This is a genomic window from Verrucomicrobia bacterium CG1_02_43_26, from assembly GCA_001872735.1.
Lineage (GTDB): Bacteria > Verrucomicrobiota > Verrucomicrobiia > Opitutales > CG1-02-43-26 > CG1-02-43-26.
This window is the reverse complement of record MNWT01000004.1, coordinates 105,629-119,100: the sequence shown is the minus strand read 5'-3', so window position 1 is coordinate 119,100 and position 13,472 is coordinate 105,629. Positions and strand designations below refer to the sequence as shown.

The following is a 13,472-nucleotide window of genomic DNA, read 5'->3' as shown; positions in this document are numbered from 1 at the left end:
GCAGAGGTCGTATTCTAATGGGGCGAGTTTTTCAATGATGTAAGGCGTGACATGCTGGCAAAGATCGGCGTGCAGATCTGATAAATGCAGGATTTTGTAGTTTTCAAAATGTTCGGGCAGGCTGGGTAGTGCAAATGTGTTGTGTGTGACTTGGATTTTGGTGGTATTTTCAACCCCCCTTTTGTAAATACCCAACAAGCGGGCTATAACACCAAAGACCGTGAAGTGAAACATTATTGGGTTAATTTGACTTTCTTTTTGGAGCCGAATTTCGAATAAATGTTCCCCTAAGCGCTTCTTTAAGTTATCAAAATGATCGTTTTGAGACATTTGTAATAATGGTTAACTCCACACTAAGCTAGAATCGGTTATTTCTCAATTTTTATTGTAAATTAAAAGCTGGCAAAGTGGATGGAAAATCGCTTTAATAAGTCCCTCGCAAGAGTTAACAGCAGAATGGTCATGGTAGAGAATTCAGATAAAAGCAGTAAAAGAGCCCATCGGCACCGAAGTCGACAGCTTGTTGTGCAGTTTTTATACATGTGGGACGCTACAGGGGATGATGATTGGGAGAATCTGCTAGATGATTTTTTTGAAATTTATGTGAAAGAGGCTCGTGCCGATTATGCGTTTACAGATGAACTCATCGCCGGTTTTTTTGAGCATCATGATGCGATTGACGAATTAATTGAATCCCATACGCAAAATTGGGCATTTAATCGTATTGGCCGCACAGACTTAGCTATTTTGCGTTTAGCAGTTTATGAACTGTTTTACCGTAAGGACATTCCACCTATTGTTTCAATTAACGAAGCGATTGATTTGAGTAAGGAATTTTCCGGCCCGGAAGCAAAACGCTTTATTAACGGAATCTTGGATCGTATAAAGGAAAAGGTAAATCGTCCTTTGAGGGATCCTGAGGTACAGTAGGGGGGCTTGTAAAAGTGGTCGGGGCGACTGGATTCGAACCAGCGACTTCCTGCTCCCAAAGCAGGCGCACTACCAGGCTGTGCTACACCCCGAAATTAGATATTATGTTTTGTCAAAAACGCGTGGTTCTGTCAACCTTTAAAAAAGCTTAAAGATGAATTGGAAAGAAATACCAGTCTATGTCGTTGATTTTGAAGGTAGTACGCATACCGGAATTGTTGAGTATGGGGTTGCGACATTGCTTGGGGCTGAAATTATTGATACGCGGACGCGCTTATGTTGTCCTGAAAATGAGATACGCGAGTGTGACGTTTTTTTTCACGGGATTCGGCACGAACTCGCGGCTAAAGAGGCTCCGTTTAGCGATGAGTGGGATTATTTTTGTGGATTGCGTAAAAGGGGGCCATTAGCCGCGCATCATGCGAGCGTTGAAAACAATTTTATAAAACGCGTGTGGCCATACCCGCCGAATTGTCCTGATTTTTTAAATCCAGGTGACGAAGTTGCCTGTTGGGGTGATTGGGTTGATACTTGCGCCTTGTATAAAAAAATATATCCTGGGCTTGAGGGTTATAAGCTCAGTCATTTGATTAAACAATTTCAATTGCATGAGGTGTTAAACGGTTTAGCAAAGCAGCATTGCCCTGGGGGAAGACAAGTATATCACTGTGCGTTGTATGATGCCCTCGCTTCAGCGCTTTTATTGAAACGATTAGATGCCTTAGAGGGCTTTGAGAGCATGACGCTTGAGTGGTTATTGCGGATGAGCAATACGAAGGGCGATTCCGCAATGCAGATGAACCTTGGGCTATAGAGCTTTTTAGCTCTTGAGTAACCGCTTTCTTAGGGAGACGGCACGAGCAGCAGCTGTTAGAAGGAAACAGAAGGTGAGCAGAAGTGCGGGAGATTGGAATACGAAGTCAAAATAAGCGTGCGCAATAAATCCAAGACAGCCGATAAATACCATGAAGGACAGCGGGTTTAACGCACGAAAGAAAATGACGGGTAGGCTAAAGAAATAGAGCCCGATTAACGCAAAGAGGCTACTCCCCACGATGCCGTAGTCCGAGAGCGTTTCTATCCAGTCACTATGCGCGTGATTGTAAAAGTACTTGCGCTTTGAATTTTTTGCGTAGAGGAGATCCGGGTATTTGGCGCGATACACAGGGAAATAGTACTGGAAACTGCCTGCCCCCCAGCCAAAGACAGAATTGTCTTCAAACATTTCATAAGTAGCTTCCCTCAGGAGACTTCTACGACTATTTTCGGAAATTTCCGTGCTAAATTGGTCGAACCGTCCATCTAGCCGTCGCCAGTCATAGGTGTAATGGAGGGTAATGGCGCTCCCGATTAAAAGAGCAATCAAACTAATTGCAATCCATTTCCTGTAGGGATTATTTCGTGCTTGGACTAATACATATATAAGGGCGCATAGGGCGCATAATGTGATAGCTGAAGCGATAACAATACCACCTCTGGAGGCAATTACAAACAGGGCAAGCCAGAGAAAAACACCGATAAGCCCACAGATTAGGTAGGGCGTTGATTTATTAAAGCTTTTGAGATTACTGCTTAAATAGTAAACGCAAAATCCAAGAGCTACGCTTAATAGTAGATAAATGTAGGCTGCAGCATGGTTGCTATAAACGAAGGAGCTAAACATTGTGTTTATGGGAGTATATTTAATCCCAAGGAGTTTGCTGATGTTTTTAAATCTTAGATAGAGCCCGATTGCGGTGAATATAAGACCATTGGCAAGGAATACCCAAAAAAGCGTTTGAAGCGAGCGGCGTTTGCGTATGCCAATCCAGAGGCTGGAAGAGATGCAGAGGCAGGATATTACATAAAGTAAAATGCGATATGGGTTTATTTTGTTAAAAGGACTGTCAATACTTGTGGGCAAGGCAGTATTGTGGGGGAGCGTTCTGAGGAATGAGATTTTCCCTTCCTGGATGACGATAAAAGCGGGGTTGCTCGCTTGTATGAGAATGTAGGCAATCACCAGCAGGCCTAGCCAGAAGACCGGAAACTTTAGGAGCTTCGTTATATTAGATGTCATTGTGGGGCTCGTGTGATCATTTATCGGGACGAAGAGTGCTAAAAAGCTTGCACCCGAAAGGCTCAGAAAGATCCACAGTGCCCAGTCGGGAAAACCCCCATAAGCGTAAGCGAGAAAAGAGATGTTGAGCGCAAGGAGCGTTACAATGATTTTTTCGCGCATTGAGGTGGGCGATGACACACCATGTTTTTTGCGAGTGGTTTGTCGGCGTGAGGTTTGGGGTACGCCAATTCCAGAAGGGTGCATATCTCTAAAACGTTGAAATATTTTAACCTAGCTCGGGTTGGTAAATGTCGTGTATACGAAGTAGCCCAAGGCAACGACCATTTTGGGAATTAACGACAGGAAGGACAGAAATTTGGGAAGGGCGATCTTCCATGATTTTAACGGCCTGGTTTAGCGTAAAGTGCGGGCTGACAACCATGGGATTGGCTGTCATAATATCGATTGCCTTAAGTTTAAAGACATCCTCTTCCTGTTGTAGGATTCGGCGTATATCGCCATCCGTTACGATGCCTAGAAGTTTATCGGATTCATCTATAACACAAGCGCCCCCAAGGGAAATATTTGTCATAGCGATAACAACGTCACGCAAGCTTGCATCGGGTAACACCTTTGCGATTTTTTTGTGCATGACATCCTCAACTGTGAGTAATAAATTTCTTCCCAATTGACCCGCAGGGTGAAATCTTGCGAAGTCCTTTTCATTAAAATTACGAATAGACATGAGGCAAGATGCTAAAGCGTCTCCCATTGCCATCGAAACCAAGCAACTTGTTGTAGGGACGATGCCCAGCGGATCCGCCTCCTTTTGTACGGTGACATCGAGAACAACATCAGATTGATGCGCAATCGGGGAATCCATGTTCCCTACAATCGAAATGAGAGGGGACCTGAATTGCCTTAGGGTTGGGATAAGACGAAGCATTTCCGCGGTACTACCACTTTTGGAGAGCAATATTGTAGGGTCGCCTGGTTGATATATACCAAGATCCCCATGGACAGCTTCTCCAGGGTGCATGGCAATCGCGGGTGTTCCTGTGCTGCAAAAGGTTGCTGCCATTTTTTGAGCCACGTGGCCAGACTTACCCACGCCGCAAATGATAATTTTTCCGGGGTGGGTAATGATAACCTCTAGCGCGCGTGTGAAATTTTTGTTTAATCGTGTAGCAACGGCGTCCATGGCCAGCGCTTCATGACGAAAAATATTTTTTGCGGCTTCAATAATAGAATCAGCGGCATTACGCACATCGTGAGCATTGGGCTTACTCAGATCAGCGTTGAGTCGGCTTCTTTCCGCTACGGGCATGGGCTCATGTAACATAGTGTAATTTCTCCGTTTCCTGTGCTTTAAATTGTTTTTGCACGACTAATAAATCTGCTGCGGTGTCCACTCCGGCAAACTGGTGCTTTACTAGAAAGGTCTGTATCGAATAACCGGCCTCTAAAAATCTTAATTGCTCGAGGCATTCGGCATTTTCTAGATAGCTATTGGGGACGTGCTTGTAATTTTCCAATGTTTTTCTGGGATAGCCGTAGATGCCGATGTGCCCTTGGAATTTGCACGCGCTTGGCCAATCGTTTACCGGACAATCTCTGACATAAGGTATGGTGCTTCGAGAAAAATAGAGGGCTCTACCATTACTGCTTGTGACAACTTTGACGACATTTGGATTCATCACCTTTGCCGGATCTTCAATGGTATAAATAGGGGTATAGATATCCGCATCTGCTTTGTTTGCCGTGCGGATCATTTCGCGGATGATTTCCGGATCGAAGAGAGGCTCATCAGCTTGTAAAATGATAATGAGTTCGCCTGGGATCTGATTCATAATGGTAGCCACGCGATGTGTTCCAGAGACGCAGGAAGGATCCGTTAAAATAACTTTTCCGCCCCAACTTTCAACCATCTCGAAGACTTGCTGATTGTCACACGCTACAAACACATGGGCGACTTCCGCAATTTGGCTGGCTTTTTGCCAAACGTGCCACAGCATGGGTTTGCCGTTAATATCTGCTAATATTTTATTGGGTAGCCGCGTTGAGCCGAGCCGTGCTGGAATGACGATGGTTGTTTTCATGACACAATCATATTGTTTCGTTTAGGATTGGGTTTACCGATGCCAAACGCGTCAAAACCGATTGCGCGTAGCCCTTCTAGATCTACAATATTTCGGCCATCAAAGAGGAAAGCGGGCTTTTTCATGGATGCATAGATTTTTGCGTAATCTAAGTCTTTAAACGCATCCCATTCTGTGAGAATCGCAATCGCATGGGCATCTTTAGCCGCTTCGTAAGGATCATTGCAAAGCGTGATTGCTTCAGCTTCAGGATCGGATATATTTAAATCTTTATAAATTTGGTGAGCCTGAACCTTTGGGTCATAAATAGCTAGTTCAGCTTGTTCATCGAGGAGGTCTTGGCAGACCGCAATTGCAGGGGACTCCCGGGTGTCATTAGTATCCTTTTTAAATGCAAAGCCAAATATAGCGATTTTTTTATCAGCAATTGTATTGAAGAGCGTGCTTACCATTTTACGGCTGAAGCGGTGCTTTTGGTGGTCATTCATCAAAACAACTTGTTCCCAATAGCGAGCAACTTCGTTTAAGCCGTAGCTTTCACACAGGTAGACGAGGTTTAAGATATCTTTTTGAAAGCAGGATCCGCCGAAACCTACAGAGCTATTCAGAAAGCGATTGCCAATGCGGGTGTCAGAGCCAATCGCTTTAGCGACTTCGGTAATGTCTGCGTCCGTTGCTTCGCACAACGAGGAAATGGCATTGATGGAAGAGATGCGTTGTGCCAGAAATGCATTGGCTGTCAGCTTAGAAAGCTCGGAAGACCAAAGGTTTGTTGTGATGATTTTTTCTCGGGGAACCCAGTGGGCATAGACGGAAACAAGTGTTTCAATGGCTTGAAGGCCTTCAGGAGTCTGCTCCCCACCGATCAAAACGCGATCCGGATTTTCTAAATCTTGAATGGCTGTGCCCTCGGCAAGGAATTCAGGATTAGAGAGAACCTGAAATTGGCAATTGTTGCTCGTAACCTCTAATATGTCGCGGATGGATTCTGCTGTACGAACCGGAAGGGTGGACTTTTCTACAATGATTTTATCCGATTGAGCAACCTCGCCGATCCGTCTCGCACAGCTTTCTACGAAACGTAAATCTGCAGATTTGCCCGCCCCATAGCCGTATGTTTTAGTAGGTGTATTGACGCTAATGAAGATGATGTCTGCTTCTTGGATTGCACTATCCATATCAGTGGAGAAGAACAGATTTTTGCCTCTGCATTCTTCCACAATTTCTTTAAGGCCTGGCTCGTAGACCGGTAGATTGTCGGAGTTCCAGGCTTTGATCTTTTCGTCATTGATGTCAACGATGGTGATTTGGATGTTCGGGCACTTGTGGGCAATTACGGCCATAGTAGGCCCACCAACGTAACCAGCTCCTATGCAACAAATTTTCATGCGTTGTGTGTGTAATGAATGATCTTCAATTTTAGAAAAAGAATAGACTAACTGGATGGGAAAACTTCTTTGAAGTCACGCTTCATGCTGATAACTTCCCAGCCATTGTTCTTGGCATGATCCAGCAGTTCCTCTGTGTGATATTCGAGTTCACGATCCGGATCATCGTGGTCAAGAATCATGACCAGGTTTTTATGGTGGGAAGCACCTGCAAAGGTAAGCATACCGAAATCCCCCATACTGTTGCCAAAGGCAAATATAGGAGCTTGGCCGGCTTCACCAATTTGATTCAGGATGTAGACGCATTTGTAGTCTTTGCGGTTTTCTGGTTGGCGAAAAGTATCATGCATGCGGAAATGAGGTTTGCCGTCTACGATCGAGAAGGTTAAGTCCACTTCATTACCTATAATAGCAACGTGCTCTAATCCCATACAGTCTTCTAAAAGCACGCGGATGCAGTTTTCTTCTGTGGTTGAGCAAATATAGACACGGAAGTTATTGTCTTGAAGATATTGCACAAGTTCGGCACCCGGTTGATAGTAGAGCTCGTTGAACTTACGGTCAAATGGAGCCTGTTTTTCGCGAAGCATGTAATCTTTAGCATATTCGTGAAACTCATGTACCGGGTAATCCTTGAAAGCAGTCAAAAAGATATAGTTGTGATTATTGGAATTTGCCTGGTATTCATCATCGAATTCCACTGCTGCCTTGTAGGGCTGCTCTTCTGCTAGAGAAGGGTTTTGGGCTGCAAGTTCGCGTAGGCGCTCTAGGGCAATAGCGCGTTGAAAGTTAATGGGATGTTCGCAAACAATGGTGCCATCCATGTCTAATGCAGCGACCCGTTCACGAGGGGGGACGAAATCCGGGCTTGAAGGATCAGTTACCGATTGTACGAAGTATATAATCTTTTCCTTTATAGCACCATCATTCCATGAGGGAAGGGGATCTTCACCCGGTAGGGGAGCAAGCGCAAAAGATTGGCATAGAATGAAAGGAATGAAAGTGAAGGTGAGTACAAGTGTTTTTAGTGTTTTCATAGATTGTAGGTTTTGGAAAATATAAAATAGATCATTCCGTATTATAGCAAGGGAATTAAGGTCGATTAGATAATATCTATATCGCGGCCTTTTTCCTTTTATTATTTGTTACGCGATAAATTTTTTAAAATAGCGGGTGACTTCTGTGAGTGGCCGTGTATTAAGGATGTGCTCTTTGGTGAGCATGCCTTTTCGAGCTATATTGATGCCGGCTTTGTAGAACATGAGTTGTTCGCGGCTGTGAGCATCTGGGTTGATCGAACAGAGAATATTACGTTCCGCGACATTGCGCCAGAGTCGCCAGTCCATGTCCAGGCGATAGGGATTAGCGTTTAATTCTATGATAACCTTATTGGCAATAGCGGCATCAATCACCTTCATCATATCAACTGCATAAGGTTCTCGTCTTAACAGCAATCGACCGGTTGGGTGAGCCAATATGCTCGTATAGGGATGTTCGATGGCTTTGATAATCCGTTTGGTCATCGCATCTTCATCCATATTGAAATTGGAGTGGATGGAAACGACTACGTAATCGAGTTCTTTTAAAATAGCGTCCTCAAAATCCAGCGAGCCATCAGGAAGGATATCACACTCTGTGCCCGCGAAAATATGTGTGTTAAAGCGCTTGGATTTATTCAATGTTCTGATTTCAGCGATTTGGGCCAATAGACGCTCTTCATCTAATCCATTTGTCTGCCGACTTGATTTAGAATGGTCTGCGATGCCGAGGTATTCCCACTCGTAGGAGTCGGCCGTCTCTGCCATTTGTTCCAGGGTATGGACACCATCGGAGGCTACGGTATGGTTATGAAAGACCCCGCGTATATCGCTTTCTTGAACCAAGTGTGGGATTTTGTCTTTTGCGGCAAGGTCGAGCTCGTCAAGCCCTTCGCGTAGTTCCGGCGGGATGTATGACAGTTTGAGCGCTTTGAATAGCTCTGCTTCCCCTTTAACGTGGTTGATGTCTTTATGATCATCTTTCTCGGCCTTTAGACCCCATTCGCTGAGGCTGTAGCCCATATGAAGCGCGCGTTGGCGCATTTGTATATTGTGATCCTTTGATCCCGTAAAATGATGAAGCGCGAAGTAATATTGTTCCGGCGCAACAACGCGTAGGTCAGCTTGTATGCCTCCTTTGAGGCGGACACTTGATTTTGTTTCGCCTTTAGCGGTAACGGATTCAACCGAATGGTGTTTCGTAAACCAATCCATAATCGCCTGTGGATCCTTGGATCCAACGACAAAATCAAGATCTCCGATCGTTTCGAGTCTTCTGCGCAAACTACCTGCTAAATCAGCGTGTACAGTTTCAGGGAGATGTTTGAGTTCATTCAGAATAGGTTCCGCTATATGATAAGCTTCCCACCAAAGATGGCGCTGGCTGTAGGCCACCAAATGCTCGATGCCGGCAAGAATATTGTTTTGGGATTTCGCTCCCATGCCGGGTAATTGTGCTATTTTACCCGCTTGGCACGCGAGTTTTAGATCTTCAATGGTTTCGATGCCCAGGTTGTCATGTATTAATTTGATTCGTTTTCCGCCGAGGCCGGGAATATCAAGCATTTTAATTAACCCCTCGGGGATAGACGCAGCAAGTTCTTGGTAGTAGGCTAATTTGCCAGTCTTATGAAGGGTTAGTATCTTTTCTTCAATGGCTTTGCCGACTCCTGGTATATCTTCTAAATGACCCTTTTTGATCGTTTCTTCAAAGTTGCCCTGAAAGGTTTCTAGGGCGCGGGCTGCATTTTGGTAGGCTCTTATTTTGAAAGGATTCTCGCCCTTGAGTTCAAGGAGAACAGCAATTTCGTCTAAGATTTGGGCGATTTCACGTTTATTCATAGTTTGTTCATTTTGGGCACGTTTGTCCGGAAGGTCAATTTTGGAGAATCAGTAAATTTTATTGAAAAGTTACTTATATTTATGCGCGTTTTTTTGTGTAGAATAGGGGGTTTTTGCTTTAAGAGAAAGGGTTTCCTGGATTTTGTATGGTAATAAACTTGCGGAAATGGGGTAGATGACTACAATAAGTGTTTTACTTATTTATAAAAGAAGTTAACTCAAGACAGAAAGAACAATTGATGAAAGCAGAATTAAATATTGGATCACCCGCGCCGGATTTTACACTACGATCAAAGCCCGTAGGTGGCGATGTGCAGATGGTCAAGTTAAGCGAGAATTTTGGCAAACGCCCTACAGTGCTCTTTTTTGTGCCGTTAGCGTTTACGCCTGTTTGCACAAAGACATTTTGCGCCGTTTCGAAGGAAAATCATTGGGATGAGTTTCGCAAGATGGGGGCAGCCGTGTACGGTATCAGTGTTGATAGTCCTTTTACGTTGGAAGCTTGGGCAAAGGATCAAGGCATTACGTTCCCTTTGTTAAGCGATTTTAATCGTGAAGTGGCTCCTCAATATGGGGTATTAGCAGAAGACTTTAAAGGATTTCAGCAGGTATGCTGGCGCTCCGTTTTTGTGATTAACAGCCAGGGGAAAATCGCACATATGTGGAAAGCGCCCGCAGAAGACGGTAACCAATATCCTGATATGGATGGTGTCCGTAAGGCATTAGAAGAAGAAATGGCGGCAACGGCATAAGCTTTTTCTAATCTTATTATTTTAAACTCCAAGGACGTTTTTTCGTACTTGGAGTTTTTTTATGGCCTTGGTATACTGCGATTATATGAGCCAGCCTTACGACCCCTTTAACGCGTTAAAGAAATTCAGGAACGGGAAGTTGTATTCTCTTCCAGCATTAGAAGCAGCAGGTGTGGGCAAAATCTCTCGATTGCCTGTAAGTATCCGGATTGTCCTGGAATCTGTTTTACGCAATTGTGATGGCAAAAAGATAAGAGAAGAGGACGTAAGGGAGTTGGCCAACTGGAATGCCAAGAAACCTTCCAGTCGTGAGATTCCCTTTGTTGTATCCAGAATTTTACTACAAGATTTTACGGGAGTGCCTTTAGTCGTAGACCTCGCCGCTATGCGAGATGCGGTAGCCGAAGTGGGTAAAAGCCCTGAATTGATTGAGCCTCTCGTGCCGCTGGATCTGGTGATAGACCACTCCATTCAAGTAGACGAATACGGCACTGCGATGGCTTTTAAAGGGAATGTGCAAAAGGAATTCGAACGAAATCGCGAACGTTATGAATTTTTGAAATGGGGGCAGGAAGCCTTTGATACTTTTCAGGTAGTGCCGCCCGCAGTGGGGATTTGCCACCAGGTGAACCTGGAATATCTGGCAAAATTGGTTTTCGAGAAAAAAATTAATGACGAGACGCTGTACTACCTCGACACCCTTGTCGGTACGGACTCGCACACGACCATGATTAATGGCTTGGGCGTGGTCGGCTGGGGAGTCGGTGGCATCGAAGCTGAAGCCGGTATGCTCGGGCAGCCCGTTTATTTTCAGACTCCGGAAGTGATTGGGGTGCATCTGACGGGAGCTTTAAAAGAAGGGGTAACTGCGACTGATTTGACGTTAAATATCACACAACTCTTGCGTACTGAAAATGTAGTCGGCAAATTTGTAGAATTCTTTGGAGCGGGAGCTGCTTCCTTGACGGTTGCCGACCGTGCTACAATAGGCAATATGGCTCCGGAGTACGGTGCCACAATAGGCTTATTTCCCATCGATGATAAGACAAAGGATTATTTATTGATGACAGGCAGGCCCAAAGCGCACGTGGAGATGGTCGAGGACTATTGCAAGGCTCAGGGAATCTGGGGCATGCCGCGTGATGGCGAGGTGGATTACACCAAAGTAATCGAGCTGGATTTAAGCACAATTGTGCCCTGTGTGGCAGGTCCGAAGCGTCCTCAAGACCGTATCAATTTAACGGAATTAAAAGAAAAGTTCTCTGATTTATTTCACTCATCTGTAAAAGAGGGTGGTTACGGTAAAGCGGCGGAAACTTATAAAGACAAAGCCTCCATTACCTTGGAAAAGCATGGCGATGAGAAGTTTGAAATTAAGCATGGATCTGTCCTCATAGCGGCAATTACCAGTTGTACGAACACTTCTAACCCATCTGTCATGGTTGCCGCTGGTTTAGTGGCAAAGAAAGCCGTAGAACTTGGCCTTAAAATAAACCCTATCGTTAAGACTAGTTTAGCTCCGGGTTCTCGGGTAGTTACGGATTATTTAGCAAAAACAGGGCTACAGGAATACCTGGATAAATTAGGATTTAACCTAGTTGGCTACGGTTGTACGACTTGTATCGGTAATAGTGGGCCATTGGATCTCGAAGTGGAGAAAGCCATCAAAGAAAAAGACTTGGTATGCGCCAGTGTATTAAGCGGAAACCGTAATTTTGAAGCCAGAATACAACCGGCTATTCGGGCTAATTTCTTGATGTCGCCTCCTTTGGTTGTTGCTTTTGCCCTTGCGGGAAAAGTGGATATAGATTTTGTAAAAGAGCCTCTAGGAAAGGATAAAAACGGAAAAGAGGTTTATTTGCAGGATCTTTGGCCGACTAATAAAGATATACATGAATGTGTTATTCATGGCCTTGAACCCGAAATGTTTTTAGATAAATACTCAGCATCCGCAATAGATCAAGCCAATCCCGAATGGAATGCCATAAAAATTCGAGGAGCCACGCGCTATCATTGGGATTCGGAGTCCACTTATATCCAAAAGCCTCCCTATTTTGACGATTTTTCAATGGATACCAAGCCCATAAAGCCCATAAATGGCATGCGTGCATTGGCAATATTGGGTGATTCGGTCACAACTGACCACGTCTCGCCGGCAGGCGCAATAGCAGAAGATGGTCCAGCGGGTAGATATTTAAAGTCGCTCGGCGTAGAGAAGAAAGATTTTAATTCTTATGGCTCCCGGCGCGGGAATGACCGTGTGATGACTCGTGGTACCTTTGGGAACGTACGCATTAAGAACCAGATGGCACAAGGAAAAGAAGGGGGTTATACGACCCATATGCCGGATGGTGAACTTATGAGCATATATGATGCCGCCATGGTTTATAAAAAAGAGAACGTGCCCTTAATCGTCCTTTCCGGTAATGATTACGGCATGGGAAGCTCTCGAGACTGGGCTGCCAAAGGAACTTTACTATTGGGCGTAAAAGTGGTTGTTGCCAAAAATTTTGAGCGTATACACCGCAGTAATTTAATTGGAATGGGAGTATTGCCCCTTCAGTTTAAGGAAGGTGAAAGCGTGGAATCATGGGGGCTAGATGGTACTGAAATTTACTCATTGCCCGATTTTGTCGATGATTTTGAGCCCGGAGACGAAATTAAGATGGAAATTTGGCACATGAATGGCAAGATTGATGCTATTAATCTAATTATAAGAATAGACACCCATATTGAAAAAGATTACTATAAGCATGGAGGAATAATGCCATACGTACTACGTAGCATACTCAAGCAATGAAAAGTCCGTTAAGGGGAATACATATGAAAACAGATTTAGAAAACGTATATTTTGTTGATTCGAGTTCCGATCCTGTCGTCCTCAAAATAAAGGGGCGCGCATCCTACTTAAATTGCAACCCCTTGAATGATTTTTTTGATTCCATGCGAATGAAGAGTGTGCAACGCATTATCATTGATTTTGAAGACTGTACGGGGATGGATAGTACCTTTTTAGGCTTAATTACAGGAGTGGCACTTGAGTTTCAAGAAGCAGACGAAGAGGCTTGTTTAGCACTCTGCCACCTCGGGAAGCGCAACTGGGACCTCGTCCATAACCTAGGGTTAGATAAAATTTTGCAAGTTATTGATAATGGAATAACGAATGATGGGAAATCAGAGGAGTTACAACCAGTCACATCTAACAAGCAAGTGGCTGACTCTAAAACCATTTTAAAGGCTCACGAGAACTTGGTCATTATTCAAGGCTCAAACGAAAGTAAATTTCAAGATGTCATCACTTTTTTAAAGGGTGTGGTAAAGGATTAATTTCAGGGGGTTTAGGGAATATTTTTTGAGCTTCATTAAAAGAAAGAAATGTACTA

General features: G+C 44.3%; 11 protein-coding genes, 1 tRNA gene and 1 pseudogene. 5 read left to right on the top strand and 8 right to left on the bottom strand.

Annotated elements, in window-relative coordinates:
* Positions 1-330: pseudogene (locus AUJ82_00750) on the bottom strand (hypothetical protein).
* 132 nt (positions 331-462) lie between these two features.
* Between AUJ82_00750 and AUJ82_00745 the strand changes: the two are divergent.
* On the top strand, positions 463-930 hold the full coding sequence (locus tag AUJ82_00745) for a transcription antitermination factor NusB (GenBank protein OIO60932.1): 468 nt from the start codon (positions 463-465) through the stop codon (positions 928-930).
* A gap of 15 nt (positions 931-945) precedes the next feature.
* On the opposite strand, the gene AUJ82_00740 is transcribed toward AUJ82_00745, so the two are convergent.
* Positions 946-1,022 (bottom strand) — tRNA-Pro (locus AUJ82_00740).
* Between the two features lie 62 nt (positions 1,023-1,084).
* Between AUJ82_00740 and AUJ82_00735 the strand changes: the two genes are divergently transcribed.
* Positions 1,085-1,744, top strand: a complete 660-nt coding sequence (locus tag AUJ82_00735; protein OIO60923.1) for a hypothetical protein — start codon at positions 1,085-1,087, stop codon at positions 1,742-1,744.
* Between the two features lie 6 nt (positions 1,745-1,750).
* On the opposite strand, the gene AUJ82_00730 is transcribed toward AUJ82_00735, so the two are convergent.
* The 6 genes from AUJ82_00730 to AUJ82_00705 form a co-directional block, all read right to left on the bottom strand.
* A complete protein-coding gene (locus tag AUJ82_00730) occupies positions 1,751-3,151 on the bottom strand; it encodes a hypothetical protein (GenBank protein ID OIO60922.1) in 1,401 nt (466 codons plus the stop codon).
* A 106-nt stretch (positions 3,152-3,257) separates the two neighbouring features.
* On the bottom strand, positions 3,258-4,172 hold the full coding sequence (locus tag AUJ82_00725; protein ID OIO60931.1) for a KpsF/GutQ family protein: 915 nt from the start codon (positions 4,170-4,172) through the stop codon (positions 3,258-3,260).
* 130 nt (positions 4,173-4,302) lie between these two features.
* Complete coding sequence (locus AUJ82_00720) at positions 4,303-5,070, bottom strand: 3-deoxy-D-manno-octulosonate cytidylyltransferase (GenBank protein ID OIO60921.1); 768 nt, start codon at positions 5,068-5,070, stop codon at positions 4,303-4,305.
* Positions 5,067-6,458, bottom strand: a complete 1,392-nt coding sequence (locus AUJ82_00715; protein ID OIO60920.1) for a UDP-glucose 6-dehydrogenase — start codon at positions 6,456-6,458, stop codon at positions 5,067-5,069. Before AUJ82_00715 ends, AUJ82_00720 begins: the two co-directional genes overlap by 4 nt.
* A 47-nt stretch (positions 6,459-6,505) precedes the next feature.
* Positions 6,506-7,447 carry a hypothetical protein gene (locus AUJ82_00710; protein OIO60930.1) on the bottom strand — a complete coding sequence of 314 codons (942 nt, stop codon included), beginning with the start codon at positions 7,445-7,447 and terminating at the stop codon, positions 6,506-6,508.
* Between the two features lie 156 nt (positions 7,448-7,603).
* The gene (locus tag AUJ82_00705) at positions 7,604-9,337 is read right to left on the bottom strand and encodes a histidinol-phosphatase (GenBank protein OIO60919.1); all 1,734 of its coding nucleotides are present in this window, start codon (positions 9,335-9,337) and stop codon (positions 7,604-7,606) included.
* Positions 9,338-9,576: 239 nt separating this feature from the next.
* On the opposite strand from AUJ82_00705, the gene AUJ82_00700 reads away from it, so the two are divergent.
* The 3 genes from AUJ82_00700 (at position 9,577) to AUJ82_00690 (ending at position 13,416) form a co-directional block, all read left to right on the top strand.
* The gene (locus tag AUJ82_00700) at positions 9,577-10,089 is read left to right on the top strand and encodes a hypothetical protein (protein OIO60918.1); all 513 of its coding nucleotides are present in this window, start codon (positions 9,577-9,579) and stop codon (positions 10,087-10,089) included.
* An 85-nt stretch (positions 10,090-10,174) separates the two neighbouring features.
* Positions 10,175-12,889, top strand: coding sequence for an aconitate hydratase 1 (locus AUJ82_00695; GenBank protein OIO60929.1), 2,715 nt, complete (start codon positions 10,175-10,177; stop codon positions 12,887-12,889).
* Complete coding sequence (locus tag AUJ82_00690) at positions 12,886-13,416, top strand: hypothetical protein (GenBank protein ID OIO60917.1); 531 nt, start codon at positions 12,886-12,888, stop codon at positions 13,414-13,416. Before AUJ82_00695 ends, AUJ82_00690 begins: the two co-directional genes overlap by 4 nt.
* The last annotated feature ends 56 nt before the right edge of the window (positions 13,417-13,472 follow it).

Coding starts and splice junctions, on each gene's coding strand:
- AUJ82_00745 (OIO60932.1), top strand. CDS start 463: ATGGTAGAGAATTCAGATAAAAGCAGTAAAAGAGCCCATCGGCACCGA.
- AUJ82_00735 (OIO60923.1), top strand. CDS start 1,085: ATGAATTGGAAAGAAATACCAGTCTATGTCGTTGATTTTGAAGGTAGT.
- AUJ82_00730 (OIO60922.1), bottom strand. CDS start 3,151: ATGCGCGAAAAAATCATTGTAACGCTCCTTGCGCTCAACATCTCTTTT.
- AUJ82_00725 (OIO60931.1), bottom strand. CDS start 4,172: ATGGACGCCGTTGCTACACGATTAAACAAAAATTTCACACGCGCGCTA.
- AUJ82_00720 (OIO60921.1), bottom strand. CDS start 5,070: ATGAAAACAACCATCGTCATTCCAGCACGGCTCGGCTCAACGCGGCTA.
- AUJ82_00715 (OIO60920.1), bottom strand. CDS start 6,458: ATGAAAATTTGTTGCATAGGAGCTGGTTACGTTGGTGGGCCTACTATG.
- AUJ82_00705 (OIO60919.1), bottom strand. CDS start 9,337: ATGAATAAACGTGAAATCGCCCAAATCTTAGACGAAATTGCTGTTCTC.
- AUJ82_00700 (OIO60918.1), top strand. CDS start 9,577: ATGAAAGCAGAATTAAATATTGGATCACCCGCGCCGGATTTTACACTA.
- AUJ82_00695 (OIO60929.1), top strand. CDS start 10,175: ATGAGCCAGCCTTACGACCCCTTTAACGCGTTAAAGAAATTCAGGAAC.
- AUJ82_00690 (OIO60917.1), top strand. CDS start 12,886: ATGAAAAGTCCGTTAAGGGGAATACATATGAAAACAGATTTAGAAAAC.